The sequence below is a fragment of the Stenotrophomonas sp. DDT-1 genome (assembly GCF_001580555.1).
Lineage (GTDB): Bacteria > Pseudomonadota > Gammaproteobacteria > Xanthomonadales > Xanthomonadaceae > Stenotrophomonas > Stenotrophomonas sepilia.
The window spans coordinates 1-16,648 of the sequence record NZ_LEKR01000021.1 but is presented as its reverse complement, the minus strand read 5'-3'; the positions used below and the strand labels follow the sequence as shown (position 1 = coordinate 16,648).

15 protein-coding genes are annotated in these 16,648 nt (G+C 68.0%); 11 read left to right on the top strand and 4 right to left on the bottom strand.

Annotation, left to right across the window (positions count from 1 at the left end):
• Positions 1-216: 216 nt before the first annotated feature.
• From AB839_RS11860 to AB839_RS11850, 3 genes are read left to right on the top strand one after another with little or no spacing between them, the layout of a single operon-like run.
• Positions 217-1,380, top strand: coding sequence for a hypothetical protein (locus tag AB839_RS11860; protein WP_061479514.1), 1,164 nt, complete (start codon positions 217-219; stop codon positions 1,378-1,380).
• A 59-nt stretch (positions 1,381-1,439) separates the two neighbouring features.
• Complete coding sequence (locus tag AB839_RS11855; protein ID WP_061479513.1) at positions 1,440-1,985, top strand: DUF4019 domain-containing protein; 546 nt, start codon at positions 1,440-1,442, stop codon at positions 1,983-1,985.
• Between the two features lie 11 nt (positions 1,986-1,996).
• Positions 1,997-2,386, top strand: a complete 390-nt coding sequence (locus AB839_RS11850) for an MAPEG family protein (RefSeq protein WP_061479512.1) — start codon at positions 1,997-1,999, stop codon at positions 2,384-2,386.
• 17 nt (positions 2,387-2,403) lie between these two features.
• Here the strand turns inward: AB839_RS11850 and AB839_RS11845 are convergent, their stop codons facing one another.
• Positions 2,404-2,916, bottom strand: a complete 513-nt coding sequence (locus AB839_RS11845; RefSeq protein ID WP_061479511.1) for a hypothetical protein — start codon at positions 2,914-2,916, stop codon at positions 2,404-2,406.
• A 192-nt stretch (positions 2,917-3,108) separates the two neighbouring features.
• Between AB839_RS11845 and ubiM the strand changes: the two genes are divergently transcribed.
• Complete coding sequence (gene ubiM / locus AB839_RS11840; RefSeq protein WP_061479510.1) at positions 3,109-4,287, top strand: 5-demethoxyubiquinol-8 5-hydroxylase UbiM; 1,179 nt, start codon at positions 3,109-3,111, stop codon at positions 4,285-4,287.
• Positions 4,288-4,298: 11 nt separating this feature from the next.
• On the opposite strand, the gene AB839_RS11835 is transcribed toward ubiM, so the two are convergent.
• Positions 4,299-4,520, bottom strand: coding sequence for an RNA-binding S4 domain-containing protein (locus AB839_RS11835; RefSeq protein ID WP_014036469.1), 222 nt, complete (start codon positions 4,518-4,520; stop codon positions 4,299-4,301).
• Between the two features lie 268 nt (positions 4,521-4,788).
• Here AB839_RS11835 and AB839_RS11830 point away from each other — a divergent pair, with 268 nt between their 5' ends.
• From AB839_RS11830 to AB839_RS11805, 6 genes are all read left to right on the top strand, one after another.
• Positions 4,789-6,735, top strand: coding sequence for a DEAD/DEAH box helicase (locus AB839_RS11830; RefSeq protein WP_005415815.1), 1,947 nt, complete (start codon positions 4,789-4,791; stop codon positions 6,733-6,735).
• A 218-nt stretch (positions 6,736-6,953) separates the two neighbouring features.
• Positions 6,954-9,377, top strand: a complete 2,424-nt coding sequence (locus tag AB839_RS11825) for an EAL domain-containing protein (RefSeq protein WP_061479509.1) — start codon at positions 6,954-6,956, stop codon at positions 9,375-9,377.
• Positions 9,378-9,486: 109 nt separating this feature from the next.
• The gene (locus AB839_RS11820) at positions 9,487-11,151 is read left to right on the top strand and encodes a GGDEF domain-containing protein (RefSeq protein ID WP_061479508.1); all 1,665 of its coding nucleotides are present in this window, start codon (positions 9,487-9,489) and stop codon (positions 11,149-11,151) included.
• A gap of 34 nt (positions 11,152-11,185) precedes the next feature.
• Entirely contained in the window at positions 11,186-11,908 is a 723-nt protein-coding gene (locus AB839_RS11815; RefSeq protein WP_061479507.1) for a pseudouridine synthase, read from the top strand.
• Between the two features lie 117 nt (positions 11,909-12,025).
• Positions 12,026-13,096: a sensor domain-containing diguanylate cyclase gene (locus AB839_RS11810; protein ID WP_061479506.1), complete on the top strand. Its 1,071-nt coding sequence runs from the start codon at positions 12,026-12,028 to the stop codon at positions 13,094-13,096.
• Positions 13,097-13,213: 117 nt separating this feature from the next.
• Positions 13,214-14,374, top strand: coding sequence for an AAA family ATPase (locus tag AB839_RS11805; RefSeq protein WP_061479505.1), 1,161 nt, complete (start codon positions 13,214-13,216; stop codon positions 14,372-14,374).
• A 30-nt stretch (positions 14,375-14,404) separates the two neighbouring features.
• On the opposite strand, the gene AB839_RS11800 is transcribed toward AB839_RS11805, so the two are convergent.
• Complete coding sequence (locus tag AB839_RS11800) at positions 14,405-15,352, bottom strand: DMT family transporter (protein WP_061479504.1); 948 nt, start codon at positions 15,350-15,352, stop codon at positions 14,405-14,407.
• Positions 15,353-15,431: 79 nt separating this feature from the next.
• Between AB839_RS11800 and AB839_RS11795 the strand changes: the two genes are divergently transcribed.
• A complete protein-coding gene (locus AB839_RS11795; RefSeq protein WP_061479503.1) occupies positions 15,432-16,046 on the top strand; it encodes a Pr6Pr family membrane protein in 615 nt (204 codons plus the stop codon).
• Here the strand turns inward: AB839_RS11795 and AB839_RS11790 are convergent.
• The coding region (locus tag AB839_RS11790) for a DUF72 domain-containing protein (protein WP_061479502.1) at positions 15,967-16,648 on the bottom strand (682 nt) is incomplete at its 5' end. The two genes, AB839_RS11795 and AB839_RS11790, sit on opposite strands and share 80 nt — an antisense overlap.

Sequence of the window (16,648 nt, the reverse complement as noted above, 5' to 3'; positions counted from 1 at the left end):
CACATTCGGACATGGATGCCGAAGGGGGTCAGGCCGGGCTGCGCCAGACATCGCGGTAGTGCCGGCCGCTGGCCGGCAACAGCATCCCGCTCTGGTAGGTGTCGACCTTGGTCGACACGCTTCCCCAAGGGTCAGAAGGGGTTCAGTGCCACGCGCTGAATGCGTCCCCCGGACGGGTAGACTGTGGCTCCTGCTCACGTGAAGACTGGTTGCCCGATGTCCGCCAAACGCCGCTGGTTGCCCCTGTTGTGCCTGGCCCTGGCGGGCTGCAGCCAGCTGGAAAATCCAGGCAATGTGACCGCTGCTGACAAGGCGGCGCGGGCGCCGGCCAGCGATGGCGAGAACATGGTGTCGATCAATGCGGCCGATGCACCGCCACCGCCAGCGCCGCCGCGCAGCCAGGCGGATCGGCCGTGGCCGCAGGCGCAGCTTGAGAATGGCCGTGCCTGGGTCAGCTGCAGCACGGAATATGCTGGCGATGCCGGTGACGGTGTCGAGCTGGAAGGCCTGCAGCGCGAGCAGATCACCCAGGCGCTGGCGCCGTGCGCCGAGCGCGGCCTGATGCGCGTGCGCTACGCCGGCAAGATCAATCCGGGCTTCGCCGAGATGATGTGGCGACTGGCCGTGGTCGCTGACGAGCAGAAGATCCACAAGCGCATACTCGATCTGGATTCCAGCGGGGGGCAGGTGGAGTCGGCGATTGTCGCCGGTGACAGCATCGGTGAATCGGGCTGGACCATCTGGGTGCGCGAAGGCTCGATCTGCCACAGCGCCTGCGTGTTCGTGCTGGCCGCCGGCGACAACCGCCTGCTGTCGGGCAAGGTCGGCATCCACCGCATGATGCGCATCAGTTCCAAGGCCACCTCGCGCGCCGAGCTCAACCGCGAGCTGCACGAGGTCTACGACAACGTGAAGGACTATCTGCAGCGCAATGGCGTGGCGGTCGGCGTGGCCGATCTGATGATGACCGTGCCCAACCGCAGCCTGCGCCTGCTGACTCCGGACGAGCTGCGCCAGTACGGCCTGGATGGGACCAATGCGGTGCAGGACGATCTGGAACGGATCAAGCAGATGCGTGCCTGCGGCGACGATTTCGTGCAGCGCAAGGACGCCTTCCTGGTCGCCTTCGACCAGCAGTGCAAGCGCGAGGGCGCCGACATGGAGTCGATCAACAGCTGCGGCCAGGCGTTGAAGCAGCGCTTCGGCTTCCCGGACGCGGTCTGCCCCGACGAAAGCCCGCTGTCGGAGATCGATGTGGCGACGCTGCCACCAGCGCCGCCGGAGCCGCCGCCGGTGGCCGAACAGGCGCCAGCAGAGACCGGCACGCCGGCCGCGCAGGCCGATGCGGCGGCGGTGGAAGGCAACGCCCACGCGCGCTGACGAACCGCTCACTGCGCTGGCGTAGACTGCGGTCCTTTCCTCCAGAACCGGCGGTGTCCATGAAGCGCGTGCTCCTGCTGCTGTCCCTGCTGCCCCTGACTGCGTTGGCGCAGGCACCTGCGCCGGCCACGCCGGCACCGGCTCCGGCACGCCCGGCCCCGGCATCGCCGGCGGCCGCGAAGCCCGCCACTGCCGGTGCCCCGGCGTTGACCGCTGCGCAGCAGGCCCAGGTGCAGAAGCAGGACGCGGAAATGGGCGCGGCTGCGTTGAAGGCGGCGCAACTGGTCGATGCCAACCGCGCCGGCGAATTGTGGGATGGCGCTTCGGCCGTCGCGCGCCGTGCGGTGCCGAAGGCCACCTTCGTGAGCCAGCTGACCACCGAGCGTGCGCGCCTGGGTGCGTTGGCCGGGCGTGGCCAGCCCACCATCACCCGGGTCAAGTACAGCGCCGGTGCTGCGGTGCCGGAAGGGCTGTACATCAACGTCAGCTTCCCGACCCGTTTCGCCAACAGCGTGCAGCCGGTGCGCGAGCTGGTCTCGTTCCGTTTCGACGAGGACCAGGTGTGGCGCCTGGCCGGTTACAGCCTGCGCGCGTCGGCACCCTGAGGAGATGAACGATGGCAACTGAACTGACAATGCTGGCCTGGTCGATCGTGCTGGGCTTCGTCTACATCTTCGCCACCTCCACCGTGGTCACCCGCGAGCGCGGGATGAAGTGGAATGCCTCGGCACGGGATGGCGATGCAAAGCCGCTCAGCCCGCTGGCCGGCCGCCTGCAGCGTGCGCAGTCCAACTTCCTGGAAACCTTCCCGTTCTTCGCCGCTGCCGCCATCGCAGTGGTCGTGGCCGGGCGCAGCAACGACACCACGGCCCTGGCTGCGCAGGCCTACGTCTGGGCGCGTGTGGTCTACCTGCCGCTGTATGCCGCGGGCGTGCCCTACGTGCGCAGCCTGGTCTGGCTCGTATCGCTGCTGTCGATCCTGGCGCTGGTGTTCGCGTTGGTGTGAGCGGTGTGCCTGGTTGCTCAGTGATGCGACCTGGGCGCTGGAAGGGCATGCTTCCGTTCCGGATGGTAGGTCGATAAGTCGAAGGCAGCGAGGATGGCCGCGCCAAGTGCTTCGCTCTGGGGATGCAGAGGAAGAGTGATGGCTTTGTCCTCCAGTAGCGTCTCCCATGGGTTGATACGGTGATTGTCGAATGGAAGGACGCGCAGCTCGTCATCCTTGAAGATCTGATCGACAAGTACGAGCCGGCTGTTCTTCAGCAGGTCATTCATTGAACGTGCGCCGATCCAGCCGCAGAGTAGCTTCCTTAGCTCCTTGATTTCCCAAGGGGCGAACAAAGGGCGGATCGTTCCAAAATTTTCCAGGGCCTGTTGGGTCGCCGAGCCTAGTTGCATTGCAGTTGCAACGAGGGGGAGGCGGGCGGCCAGGGCTACGTTCTCGCTGGGGCCGCTGCCGATTTCACTCTGGGGCGAGCGCTGGATAATCCAGAAGTGATTGCCATATTCATAGATCAGGGCGTCACCGAGTTCCATTTCTCTGCCTTGTCGCTGTTCAGCGGTGTTCCGCCAGGAGGATTGAGGATTGAGGCTGGAGAACGGTAGCGTTCAGCGTTCCGCAGGGCGAGGGCGGAATACGACATCGCGCTGCATCTCTGATCCAGATCAAGGCCAGTCATGCGCGCGGCGCTATGCTGGCCCGGACTGAATCAACGGCAGGAGGCGCGCATGCGCAGGATGGACGTGGTGGTGGTCGGCGCCGGACCGGCGGGCCTGTGCTTCGCGCGTGCGCTGGCCGGCAGTGGCCTGCAGGTCGGGCTGGTCGAAGTGCAGCCGCGCCAGGCCCTGGCCGACGCCGCCTTTGATGGCCGCGAGATCGCGTTGACCCATGCCTCGCGGCAGAGCATGGAGCAACTGGGGCTGTGGCAGCGCCTGCCGCAGGCCGAAGTCGCCGAGCTGCGCGATGCCAGGGTGATGAACGGCGGCTCGCCGTTCGCGTTGACCTTCGCCAGCAGCCAGGTTGATGGCCAGCCGCTGGGCTGGCTGGTGCCCAACCACCTGATCCGCCGCGCCGCCTGGGATGCCGTGCAGGGCCAGGATGCGCTGGAGCTGTTCGACGGGCGCAAGGTTCTGGGCGTGCAGGCCGATGCGCAGGGCCACGTGGTCAGACTCGATGACGGCAGTCAACTGCACGCGCGCCTGCTGGTCGCGGCTGACAGCCGCTTCTCCGCCACCCGCCGCATGCTCGGCATCGGTGCGCAGATGCGCGACTTCGGCAAGTCGATGCTGGTGTGCCGCATGCAGGTCGAGCGCGACCATCACCACACGGCCTGGGAGTGGTTCGGCTACGGCCGCACCATGGCGCTGCTGCCGCTCAACGAGGGCCAGGCATCGGCGGTGATCACGCTGCCGCCGCGGCAGATCGAGGCGCTGCTGGCGATGGATGAGGTGGCCTTCGGCGAGGCCATCAGTGGTTGCTTCGAACATCGGCTGGGCCGCATGCAGCCGGTGGCCACACCGCAGGCGTATCCGCTGGTGGGGGTGTACGCGCACCGTTTCGTCGGCGAGCGTTCGGCGCTGATCGGCGATGCCGCGGTGGGCATGCACCCGGTCACCGCGCACGGCTTCAATCTGGGACTGGCCAGCGCACAGCGGCTGGCACAGGGCATCGTCGCGCAGCAGCGGCGCGGTGCCGACATTGCCGCCGCCGGCATGCTGGCCAGCTACCAACGCGGTCATCGGTTGGCGTCGCGGCCGCTGTACGAGGCCACCAACGCGATCGCCAGCCTGTACACCGACGATCGTCGCCCGGCACGCCTGCTGCGGGCCGCGGGCCTGCGCCTGGCGCAGGGCGTGGCGCCGTTCAGGCAGCTGATCGCCTCGCACCTGACCCAGCGCGTGGCCTGAACACTCTCGGATCAGCCAGCGGCCAGCACGCGGATCTGGCTGTCGGCGAACTCGACCACCTGGCCTGCGCGGATCTTGCAGGCCTTGCGCAGTTCGACCTCACCGTCGACCCGCACCTGGCCCTCGCTGATGACCATCTTGGCCTCGCCGCCGCTGGTGACCAAGTCGGCCAGCTTCAGCAGCTGCTTGAGTTCGACGTAGTCGCCGTCGAGGTCGAATTCGAGAATCTGCATGGAGCGAGGGGTCCTGGAAAGAGGGCGCAGGCCAGCGGCCGGGCCGGGAAGCGGGCGCGTATTGTGCGCCAGCACGGGGCACGACGGCACGCGCATGGAAAGCTGTACGCCTCGTTCAGGATCAATGCGGTATCATTCCGCTCTGAGCGAGTGAAATCTCCTCCGACCGAGTAGCGCCAGGGCACGCGATAAGAAGGGCGCCCAAAGCGCGGACCATCACCCTTTTTATCGCACTGCCAGGAAGACGGCAGTGCCTTCGGAGTTCCCCATGTCCCAAGATTCCCAAGCGCCGCTGCAGTTCGCGCAGCTCGGCCTGTCCGAGCCCGTGATGCAGGCGGTCACCGCCATCGGCTACGAAACCCCGTCGCCGATCCAGGCCGCCACCATCCCGGCGATGCTGGAAGGCCGCGACGTGCTGGGCCAGGCCCAGACTGGTACCGGCAAGACCGCTGCGTTCGCACTGCCGGTACTGTCCAACATCGACCTGCAGCAGATCAAGCCGCAGGCCCTGATCCTGGCGCCGACCCGTGAACTGGCCATCCAGGTTGCCGAGGCGTTCCAGTCCTATTCGTCGAAGATCCCGGGCTTCCGCGTGCTGCCGGTGTACGGCGGCCAGCCCTACGGCCAGCAGCTGTCGGCGCTGCGCCGTGGCGTGCACATCGTGGTCGGTACCCCCGGCCGCGTGATCGATCACCTGGACCGCAGCACCCTGGACCTGTCCGAGCTGAAGACCCTGGTGCTGGACGAAGCCGATGAAATGCTGCGCATGGGCTTCATCGACGATGTGGAAGCCGTGCTGAAGAAGCTGCCGGAGCAGCGCCAGGTGGCCCTGTTCTCGGCCACCATGCCGCCGCAGATCCGCCGCATCGCGCAGACCTACCTGCAGGACCCGGTGGAAGTGACCATCGCGGCCAAGACCACCACCTCGGCCAACATCCGCCAGCGCTACTGGTGGGTGAGCGGCATGCACAAGCTGGACGCGCTGACCCGCATCCTGGAAGTCGAGCCGTTCGACGCGATGATCATCTTCGCGCGCACCAAGGCCGGCACCGAAGAACTGGCCAGCAAGCTGCAGGCGCGTGGCCTGGCCGCTGCCGCCATCAACGGTGACATGCAGCAGGCCCAGCGCGAGCGCACCATCGCCATGCTGAAGGAAGGCAAGCTGGACATCCTGGTCGCCACCGACGTGGCCGCCCGCGGCCTGGACGTGGAGCGCATCAGCCACGTGCTGAACTACGACATCCCGTACGACACCGAAAGCTACGTGCACCGCATCGGCCGTACCGGCCGTGCCGGCCGCAGCGGTGAGGCGATCCTGTTCGCCACCCCGCGCGAGAAGGGCATGCTGCGCCAGATCGAGCGCGCTACCCGCCAGCCGATCGAAGAGATGCAGCTGCCGAGCGTGGAGGCGGTCAACGACACCCGCATCAACAAGTTCACCTCGCGCATCACCGAAACGCTCGGCGCCGGCGGCCTGGACTTCTACCGCCAGCTGCTGGAGCGCTTCGAGAACGAGCAGAACGTGCCGGCCATCGAGATCGCGGCCGCGCTGGCCAGGATGCTGCAGGGCGATACCCCGTTCCTGCTGCAGCCACCGGTGCGTGCCCCGCGTGAAGAGCGCGCGCCGCGCGAGCGCTTCGACCGTGGCGACCGCCCGGAGCGTGGCGATCGCTTCGACCGCAACGAGCGGGGTCCGCGCTTCGAGCGTGGCCCGCGTCGCGACGACGCCGAAGGTGGTTTCGAGCCGCGTCCGCGCCGTGAGGTTCCGCCGCGTGGTGCACCGGAGCAGGGCATGGAGACCTACCGTATTTCGGTCGGTCACCAGCATGGCGTGAAGCCGGCCAACATCGTCGGCGCCATCGCCAACGAAGCCGGCCTGGAAAGCCGTTTCATCGGCCGCATCGACATCCACGACGACTTCTCGCTGCTGGACCTGCCGGCACAGATGCCGCCGGACGTGCTGTCGCACCTGCAGAAGGTGTGGGTGTCCGGCCAGCAGCTGCAGATGCGTCCGCTGGCGGCCGGTGAAGAGATCAACCCGGCCCCGCGTCCGTTCAAGCCGCGCTTCGACAAGCGTGGTCCGGGCGGCCCCGGTGGCCCGCGTCGTGGTGGTCCGGGTGGTCCGGGTGGCCATGGCGGCGACCGCGGCGGTGACCGCGACAGCCGCCCGCCACGTCGTGATGGCTTCAAGCCGCGCGGCCCGCGCAGCTTCTAAGCCGCACCCACAGCCGTCCAGAGCAACGCCGGCCCCCGGGCCGGCGTACAGGAAAAGGGGACGGAGGGGATTAAGTCGTATATGGCAGGCCATGCGCTTATGCCGAAAACGACTTAATCCCCTCCGTCCCCTTTTTCGCACGGTCAACACATTGCCGGTCATAGGCTGGTCCGGTTCCAAAGGAGGTTGTCACCGCAGCACATTCGGGGGGATCCGGGATGGGTAGGAGTGGCACGGACCAACAGAGCCGGCGGGTGCCGATGACCCGGGGGCTGGGACTGCGATTTGCGTTGTTGACCGGCATGGCGATCGGACTGGTCGCACTGTCGGCGTTGATCCAGGAACTGCAGGCGGCCTCCACCGCCTGGATCGCCGGCCAGGGATACTGGTCGCGCGGTCAGCAGGATGCGACCGCCGCGCTCAGTCGCTACCTGGCGCGCGGCAATGTCCAGGACCTGGACGATGCACGCCAGGCCCTGCAGGTGCCGTTGGGCGATCTGCAGGCGCGCTTGGCGCTGGAACAGGCGGAGCCTGACGAAGAGAAGGCCCGGCAGGGCTTCCTGCAGGGGGGCAACGCGCACGCCGACATTCCGCGCCTGGTGTTTTCGTTCCGCTACGCGCGCGATATCGGTGCTTTCCGCGAAGCGACCGCGTTATGGCGGCAGACCGACGGGGACCTGATGGCGCTGCAGCGCCTGGTCGATGAGTTGCAGCGGCGGCACGAGGGTGGCCCCTTGCTGACAGCCACGCGTGACCAGTACCTGCAGCAGCTGCGTGACCTGGACCAGCGGATGAAGGTACAGAGCCAGGCGTTCTCGCAGGCGCTGCTGCGGATGGCGACGCTGGTGAGGCTGGCCACGCTGATGGTCGCGGGCCTGTCGGTGCTGGCGATCAGCCTGATGGCGGTGGCCCTGGCGCGCCGCGTCGGCAAGGACCTGACCGAACACGAGAGCCGCTTCCGCGCAGCGTTCTACCAGGCCAACGTCGGCATGCTCAAGCTCGATACCGAAGGCAAGGTGATCGAGGCCAACCAGGCGATGGCCGACATCCTCGATCATCGCCGCGACGTGCTGCTGCAGCTGTCGCTGGCTGACCTGCTGATGGACGGCGAGCTGGTCATTGACGGGGTGGGGCGCATCGATTGGGACCGCCAGCTGCGCCCGAGCGAACTGCGATTCCGCCGTCGCGATGGCAGCCTGGTCTGGGGCCGCTGGAGCGGCACCGGTGTGCGCAGCGCCGGCGGCGGCCTGTCGGTGTTCGCGATCATCGAAGACGTCAGCCAGAACCATGCACTGGCGCGCGAGATCGAGCACCACGCCAGCCATGACCCGCTGACCGGCCTGATCAACCGGCGCGAGATCGAGCGACTGCTGGAACGCGCACTGCTGCAGGTGCGCAGCGAAGGTGGCACGCACGCGCTGTGCTACATCAACCTGGACCATTTCAAGCTGGTCAATGACAGCTTCGGCCATGCCGCCGGCGACCAGATGCTGCGCAGCTTCGCCGAGTACCTGGTGGCGGCGGTGCGCGATGGTGACTGGGTGGGCCGGCTGGGTGCGGACGAGTTCGCGGTGTTCCTCGCCCATGCCGGGCAGGACGAGGCCAAGCGCGTGCTGCAGCGCGTGATCCGCAATCTGGGGCAGGCGACGTTCCTGGTGAGCGAGGGCAGCCCGCAGTTGAGCTGCAGCATCGGCGTGGTCGAGGTCAGCGCCGATGCACCGGATGTGAACTGGTTGATGAGCGCCGCCGACAGTGCCTGCTATGCGGCCAAGCAGGCCGGGCGCAACCGCGTGCACTGCTTCAACGAGAACCGCATGGCGCTGGAGGAACGGCGCCGGGAAGCCGAGCGGCTGCAGGGCGTCAGCCTGGCCATGGCCGAGAACCGCATGGTGCTGTACGCGCAGCGTATCGCACGCGTCGGCGATCCCAGCTACCTGCACTACGAGGTGCTGGTGCGCATGCGCGGCAGCGATGGCAGCCTGCACCTGCCGGGCCAGTTCATGCCGGCGGTGGAGCGCTATGGCATGGCCGTGGCGCTGGACCGGCACGTGCTCGGCCTGCTGTTCCGGCACCTGCAGGTATGCCCGGCGCATGTGCGGCAGCTGGGACTGTGCAACGTCAACGTGTCGGCGCAGTCGATCGCCGAGCCCGGCTTCCTCGCCTTCGTCTGCGACCTGCTGGAGCGCAATCGCGCGCTGGCCTCCAAGCTGTGCTTCGAGATCACCGAGACCGCCGCGATCAGCAACCTCAGCCAGGCGCGCGCGTTCATCGATGCGGTGAAGGCGCGCGGCTGCCGGATGGCGCTGGACGATTTCGGCTCCGGGCTGTCCTCGTTCGGCTACCTGCGCCAGCTGCCGGCCGACATCCTGAAGATCGACGGGGCCTTCGTGCGCGACATGGATACCGATCCGGTCAGCCACGCCACCGTGCGCGCGATCAGTGAACTGGGGCGCGAGCTGCAGATGGAGGTGGTGGCCGAATGGGTAGAGACCGCCGAAGTCGCCGCCGCGCTGACCCGGCTTGGGGTGCAGGGCCTGCAGGGCTATGCGGTCGAGCGACCGCAGCCACTGGAACGGATGACCCTGGCCGACCTGCGGCCGGTGCGCCTGGTGGCCGTGAAAGGTCCTCCCGCCGCAGGCTGAATGGTCTGCGGCGACTTTGGTCTACACATGCGTTGCAGCCGCGGCTGCGATAATGCCCGCCAGGGGCGACGCGCAGTGGGCGCGGGCGTAAGCAGGAACAGGACGTGGCGTGGGCGGCAGGCAGTGGCAGTACGGAACAGGGGCGGTGCTGGTCGTGCTGCTGGTGTGGTTGGCAACGCCGTGGCCACTGTGGGCCGCCGCCGCCGAAGCCGGCCGCGATTACCTGCTGGTCGGCGCAGCCACCGATGAACCCACTCCACATCGCGCATGCACGCCGGGCATGCTGGCCGGTCACCGGCAGCAGGTGCAGGTGCCTGCGCCGCCGGGCGGCTGGTCGGGGCAACCGCAGGCCCTGGACGTGTTCAATGTGTTCGCTGGCGAAGTCCGCGTGCAGTATGGCGATCGCGAGATCTGCGGCAACATGCACGATGCCCGTACCCGAGACTCACGCTTCCGCGCAGGCATCGGGCTGGTGGCGGTGCCGCCAGCGGGCAGTCACGATCCCTTCCTGGTGTCGTGGCAGACGCCGTTGAAGGCGCGCTGGGTACCCACCCTTCGGCTGGGTGCACCCAGTCCCGTGCAGCAGAACGATACCGCCCGCCTGCTGGTGCGCGCGGCCTGCATCGCCGTGGCGATCGCACTGGCGTTGTCGGCACTGATGGCCTTCCTCACCACCCGCGACCGCAGTTTCCTGGTCTACATCGCCGGTACCACCGTGCTGGTGCTGTGGCAGGCCATCCTCGGTGGCCTCAGCGGCTATCCGGAACCCTGGCTGCCGGTGGGCGAGCGCGGTGCCTGGTGGCTGCTGGTATTGACTGCGGCCACGCAGGCCCTGGTGCTGCCGGCGCTGTGGCGGCTGAATGGCGGTGATCGCCTGTTGCCGCGTTCGCGTCCGTTCCAGCTGCTGGCACTTTGGGGATTGCTGGTGTTGGCTGCACTGGTGCCCTGGCTGCCATGGGACAGCCTGGCCTGGGTGGCGCAGGGCCTGCAGGTGTCCTATCTGCTGGGCTGTGGCCTGGCGTTGATGGCCGGGGTGTGGGCACGGCTGCGCGGTGACCGCTGGGCGCAGGCGGGGCTGGCGGCGCTGGCGCCGATGCTGGTGTTGATCCTGGCCGACGCCTGCCGCGCGGCGTGGTTGCTGGAATACCGCGTGGAGGCCCTGCAGCTGGCGGTGACCTGGCTGCTGATGATGGCCGCCTACGCACTGAACCAGCGGCTGGGCCGCCTGCGCCAGCAGCGCGATGAACTGCGCCAGCTGGCCGAGACCGATGGCCTGACCGGCCTGCCCAATCGCCGTGCCGGCCTGCAGCAGCTGGCCCGCCACCTGGAGCGGGTTGACCGCGAGCGTGGCCCGCTGGTGATCGGCTTCCTCGATATCGATCTGTTCAAGGACATCAATGACCGCCATGGCCACGCCGTGGGGGACCAGGTGCTGGTGGCGGTGGCGCGCGCATTGCGTGCCGCGGTACGCAGCCAGGACCAGGTAGTGCGGATGGGGGGCGAAGAGTTCCTGCTGCTGATGCCGGGCATGCCGCGGGAGGCGGCCTCGGCGCGCCTGGATCGCCTGCGCCGGCACATCACGGAAGCGGCCCGGGCGCTGCAGGTGCCCGGCCTGGAGGTCACCGCCAGCATCGGCCTGGCGCAGTGGCGGCCGGGCGAGGACGATCTCGCCGCGCTGCTGCGCCGGGCCGACCATGCCATGTACGTGGCCAAGCGTGCCGGTCGCAACCGGGTGTTCGACGGCGAAGAACTCGATCCACCCGGCCTGGCATGAAGCGCGGCGGGCGGCGATGCCGGATAATAGGGCGATGACCACCCGACTCAACAAACACATCGCCGACACCGGCTTCTGCTCCCGCCGCGAGGCCGATCGCCTGATCGCCGCCCGCCGGGTCACCGTCAACGGCCATCCGGCCGGCACCGGCGCGGTGGTGGGCGAGGAAGACCAGGTGCTGGTGGATGGCCAGCCACTGCGCGCGCGCGTGGCCCGCAAGCCCGGCGCCCGCCGCCACGTCTACATCGCGCTGAACAAGCCGGTCGGCGTCACCTGCACCACCGAGACGTCGGTCAAGGGCAACATCGTCGACTTCGTCGGCCATGAACAGCGCATCTTCCCGATCGGCCGCCTCGACAAGGACTCCGAAGGCCTGATCCTGATGACCAGCAACGGCGACATCGTCAACCAGATCCTGCGTGCCGAGAATGGCCACCAGAAGGAGTATCTGGTGGCGGTCAACAAGCCGGTCACCGATGAGTTCCTGCGCGGCATGGCGCGTGGTGTGCGCATCCACGACCAGATGACGCTGCCATGCAAGACTTCGCGCATCGCCAAGTTCGGTTTCCGCATCACCCTGCAGCAGGGCCTGAACCGGCAGATCCGCCTGATGGCCGCCGAGTTCGGCTATCGCGTGACCCAGCTGCGCCGCGTGCGCATCGACAACATCAGGATTGGCGCGCTGAAGCCGGGCCAGTGGCGCAACCTGACCGAGCAGGAGCTGCAGGGCCTGCTGCCGAAGCAGCTGGACTGGTAAACGGCTTCTGTAGAGCCGAGCCCATGCTCGGCTGCTCTTTTGTCCGGGTGCAGCCGAGCATGGGCTCGGCTCTACATCGGCTAGACTCCGCAGTGACCTGCCGGAACGTGACGCTGCATGATCAAGCCCGACAAGCCTGCCAACGAAGCCCTTCGGCTCGAGGCGCTGTACCGCTACCGGATCCTTGATTCGCAGCGCGAGAAGTCATTCGACGATCTGGTGGCGATTGCCAAGGCGGTCTGCGGTACCTCGATGGCGGCGGTGACCCTGATCGACGTCGAACGGCAGTGGTTCAAGTCGATCCAGGGCATCGACGCGGCGGAGAATCTGCGCAGCGAATCGATGTGTGGCCATGCCATCCTGCAGCCGCAGCAGATCATGGTGGTCGAGGATGCGCTGCAGGATGCGCGCTTCCACGACAATCCGGTGGTGGTCGGCGATCCGCACATCCGCTTCTATGCCGGCGCGCCGCTGATCAGCTCCGACGGCTTGCCGCTGGGTACGCTGTGCGTGTTCGACGCACAGCCGCAACACCTGGCCAGCGACAAGGCCGAGGCGCTGGCCGCACTGTCGCGGCAGGTGATGCTGGTGATGGAGTTGCGCCGTTTCGCGCTCGACATCCAGAACCACATGCTGGAACGCGATGATTATGAGCGCCTGCTGTCGGAGTACCACGACGTGCTGCTGGCGCAGAATGCCGACCTGGCCGAGCAGAGCCGCACTGATGCGCTGACCGGCCTGCCGAACCGCCGCGCGATGGCGGCGGCGCTGGACGAGGCCGTGGCGATGACCGGGGAGCAGCCCGCTGAGGCCTGCGTCGCGCTGCTGGACATCGATCATTTCAAGCACATCAACGACTTCCAGGGCCACGCCACCGGCGACCGCGTGCTGGCCGAACTGGGCGCGCTGCTGCGGTCGCACTTTGCCGGCCGTGGCATGGCGGCGCGCTATGGCGGCGAGGAGTTCGTGGCAGTGATGCCCGCAACCGACCTGCGCACCGCCGAACTTCAGTGCGAGTTCCTGCGCCTGGCCGTGGCCGACCTGCCACTGGGCTTCCCGGTCACGATCAGTATCGGCATCGCCCAGCACCAGCCCGGTGAAAGCGTGGACGACACGCTGGCACGTGCCGACAAGGCGCTGTACCGGGCCAAGGGCAATGGCCGCAACCGGGTGGAAGTAGCGGGCTGAAGCGCCCCGCCCGGTAGATCCACGCCATGCGTGGATGCTCTTCCCGATTCACATCGCGTCGCAGCGCCGGCGATCAAGAGCGGGCACCATGACGCCCTGTTTTCCCGGACGCCGACCATGTTGCAGACCCTGGCCATCGCCCACTATCGCTCGCTGCACGGGTTGGTATTGCCGCTGCAGCAGTTGAATGTGGTGACCGGCGACAATGGCAGTGGCAAGTCCAGCCTGTACCGCGCGCTGCGCCTGCTGGCCGAGACCGCGCAGGGCGGCGTCGCGGCGGTGCTGGCCCGCGAAGGTGGGCTGGGCTCGGCGCTGTGGGCGGGCCCGGAAAAAATAGACCGTCGGGTTGCTGCCGGCGAAATCCCCTTGCAGGGCGGCCCACGCCAGGAATCGGTGGGATTGAAGCTCGGCTTCACGACCGACGAATTCGGCTATGCCATCGATCTCGGCTACCCGCCGCCCAGCCGTTCGGCGTTTGCGCTGGACCCGCAGATCAAGGCCGAGGCGATCTGGGCGGGGCCGTTCCTGCGCAGCGCCAACCAGCTGGTCGATCGTCGCGGGGCGATGGTGCGGCAGCGCCATGCGCGCGGTTGGGATCTGGTGGATGACCGGTTGTCGCTGTTCGACAGCCTGTTCACCCAGGTCGGCGATCCGCAGCGCATGCCCGAAACGATCACCCTGCGTGAGTACATTCGTTGCTGGCGCTTCTATGACCATTTCCGCAGCGATGGCGATGCCCCGGCGCGGCAACCGGCGATGGCCACGCGCACGCCGGTGCTGCATCACGATGGCCGGGACCTGGCGGCGGCCTGGGTGACCATCCTCGAGATCGGCGACCCGGTTGCGTTGGCACGCAGCGTCGACGACGCGTTCCCGGGCGCCACGGTCGATTTCGAGGCGCTGGATGGACGCCTGGCGCTGCGCTTCCACCAACCTGGGTTGCTGCGGCCATTGTCGATGGCCGAGCTCTCCGACGGCACGCTGCGCTTCCTGCTGCTGGCGGCGGCGCTGCACACACCACGCCCACCGCCGCTGATGGTGCTCAACGAACCGGAGACCAGCCTGCACCCGGACCTGCTGCCGGCGCTGGCGCGGCTCATCATCGCAGCCAGTGCGCGCAGCCAGGTATGGGTGGTGTCGCACGCCAGCCGGCTGATCGCGGCGTTGGAACAGGCGCCAGGGTGCCATTCGCTGCATCTGTACAAGGAACAGGGCCGCACGCTGTTGAGCGGGCAGGGCCTGCTGGATGCGCCGGCCTGGCATTGGCCGCAGCGCTGATGCGGCCATCCACGCCATGCGTGGATGCACTCAATCGGCGATGTTGCGCGCTTCGGCCGTGCCGAGGATTTCCGGATGCTGCACCGGCTTGCGGCGGTTCAGCAGCGGATGCAGGAACACCGCGCCGACGATGATCGCCACGCCCAGGTAGAACCACGGGGTGACTTCGTGCTGCTCGCGGAGCAGCACCACCGCCAGTACCACCGCATAGACCGGCTCCAGGTTGGTCACCAGCTGCACCGTGTAGGCGCTCAGGTGGCGGAGCGCGACCAGGGCCAGGGCGAACGGCAGCAGCGTGCAGAACCCGGCCAGCACCAGCAGCAGGATCCCGTCGTGCAGATTCGGGACCACCCACAGCGGGCTGGCCAGCGCCGGCAGCAGATAGGGCATCAGCGGCGCCAGCAGGGTCAGGGTGAGGGTGCCGGCACCCAGCTCCAGCGCGGTGACCGTGAGCGGATCGGCATGGCTGACCATGCGCTTGTTGAGCGAACCGAACACCGCCACCAGCAGCGCCGAGATCGCGCCGATCAACACACCCAGGCGCATGCCATCGGGTACGCCACCGACCACCAGCGCAACACCCGGCAGCACCGCCAGGCCAAACGCCAGCTCACGCAGCTGGAACGGCCGCTTGGCCACCCACGGCTCGATGATCGAGGTGAACACCGGTGCCAGTGCGATGCAGGTGGCAGCCACCGAGGCATTGGCCAGCTTCACCGCGCCGTAGAACGTCAGCCAGTGCAGGGCGACCAGCGCGCCGATGCCGGCGTAGCCGGCGACCAGCCGCAGGGGCAGGGTACGCAACCCGCGCCAGACCCGCGGCAGCAGGGCCAGCATCGCCGTCACCAGCAGCATGCGCCACCACACCAGCGGCAGTGCGGGCAGGGTGATCAGCTTGCCGAGGATGGCCGTGATGCCCCACAGCAGGACACAGAAATGGATCTGCCAAAGCGCTTTGCGGGTATCGGGTGTGCTCATCGGCCTATTGTGAGGCAATCGCGCGGCTGTCGGCGATGACTGTGGCATGCTCGCGGAAACCCCCCAAGGGAACCCTGCAATGGCTGCCAACCGCTCCGCCCTGCGTGCATGGGCAGCCCTGACTGCACTGGTGGCCGCCACCTCGCTGCTGCTGCAATACCTGTTGTTGCTACGCGGCCCCGGGGCGGCTGCCGGGGGCGGCATGGCGACGCTGCGCTTCGTTGGTTACTTCACGATTCTCAGCAACCTGGCGGTGTGCCTGGGATGCGTCAGGCTGATCCGTGCGGGTGTGCTGAACACGACTGTCGCCGCGGTGATCGGGTTGTGCATCGGGGTGACCGCGTGCATCTACGTGCTGGCGTTGCAGGGGCTGTGGCAGCCCACCGGGCTGCAATGGTGGGTCGATGCCGGCCTGCACTACGCTGTGCCGGCGCTGTACCTGCTCGGGTGGTGGTGGCTGCTGCCGCATGGGGCGCTGCGCTGGCGCGCGCTGGGCGGCGTGCTGCTGGTACCGCTGGTCTACCTTGGCTGGGCGATGCTGGTCGCTGCAATGACCGGACAGGCGCCGTATCCATTCCTCGAACTGCAACGCCTGGGGCTGGCGGCCTTCCTGCTCAACGTGCTGCGCGTTGCGGGCGTGTTCGTGGTGGGCTGGACCCTGCTGTGGGGGCTGGACCGCTGGCGCCGTCGATGAGGCGCTGCAGGGCCATCGCTGCGGCCGGGTTGCGGGCCTTGCCGGCACCGATGCACAGCAGGTAGACCTCGCGCGGGGTTTCCGGGGCGGGCCCGGCCAGGCAGGGCAGGTCGTCCACCGGCTCGCCGCGTGACCAGCGTCGTGCGCGTTCAGCCCAGCGCTGCTGCACGGACGCAGGCAGGCCCTCGTTCAAGCGGGCCTGGCTGCGCTTGATCCGCGCGTAGACGAAGCCCGCACTGACATCGCCATGCAATGGCGCCTCGTCGCTGTCCTCGATCACCAGCGCCACGCCGTGGCGGCGCGCGGCGGCGACCAGAGCCGGTCCATGTGCCTCGGCGTTGCGCACTTCCAGAGCGTGCTGCAACGGCACGCCCTCGAGCTGCTTCGGCAGCTGCGCCATCAGCGCTTCCAATGCATCGGCGTCGGCCGGATGGTGCGGATCGAACTGCCACAGCAGCGGGCCGAGCCGGTCACCGAGCGCAAGTGCCGCCTGCAGGAACGGCGTGGCCGCTTCCACGGTGCTGGCCAGGTCGCGGCGCTGCACCAGGTAGCGTGGCGCCTTCATCGAGAAACGGAAGCCTTCCGGCGTCTGCGCGGCCCAC

Coding starts and splice junctions, on each gene's coding strand:
- AB839_RS11810 (WP_061479506.1), top strand. CDS start 12,026: ATGATCAAGCCCGACAAGCCTGCCAACGAAGCCCTTCGGCTCGAGGCG.
- AB839_RS11860 (WP_061479514.1), top strand. CDS start 217: ATGTCCGCCAAACGCCGCTGGTTGCCCCTGTTGTGCCTGGCCCTGGCG.
- AB839_RS11825 (WP_061479509.1), top strand. CDS start 6,954: ATGGGTAGGAGTGGCACGGACCAACAGAGCCGGCGGGTGCCGATGACC.
- AB839_RS11795 (WP_061479503.1), top strand. CDS start 15,432: ATGGCTGCCAACCGCTCCGCCCTGCGTGCATGGGCAGCCCTGACTGCA.
- AB839_RS11805 (WP_061479505.1), top strand. CDS start 13,214: ATGTTGCAGACCCTGGCCATCGCCCACTATCGCTCGCTGCACGGGTTG.
- AB839_RS11835 (WP_014036469.1), bottom strand. CDS start 4,520: ATGCAGATTCTCGAATTCGACCTCGACGGCGACTACGTCGAACTCAAG.
- AB839_RS11855 (WP_061479513.1), top strand. CDS start 1,440: ATGAAGCGCGTGCTCCTGCTGCTGTCCCTGCTGCCCCTGACTGCGTTG.
- ubiM (WP_061479510.1), top strand. CDS start 3,109: ATGCGCAGGATGGACGTGGTGGTGGTCGGCGCCGGACCGGCGGGCCTG.
- AB839_RS11830 (WP_005415815.1), top strand. CDS start 4,789: ATGTCCCAAGATTCCCAAGCGCCGCTGCAGTTCGCGCAGCTCGGCCTG.
- AB839_RS11845 (WP_061479511.1), bottom strand. CDS start 2,916: ATGGAACTCGGTGACGCCCTGATCTATGAATATGGCAATCACTTCTGG.
- AB839_RS11815 (WP_061479507.1), top strand. CDS start 11,186: ATGACCACCCGACTCAACAAACACATCGCCGACACCGGCTTCTGCTCC.
- AB839_RS11850 (WP_061479512.1), top strand. CDS start 1,997: ATGGCAACTGAACTGACAATGCTGGCCTGGTCGATCGTGCTGGGCTTC.
- AB839_RS11800 (WP_061479504.1), bottom strand. CDS start 15,352: ATGAGCACACCCGATACCCGCAAAGCGCTTTGGCAGATCCATTTCTGT.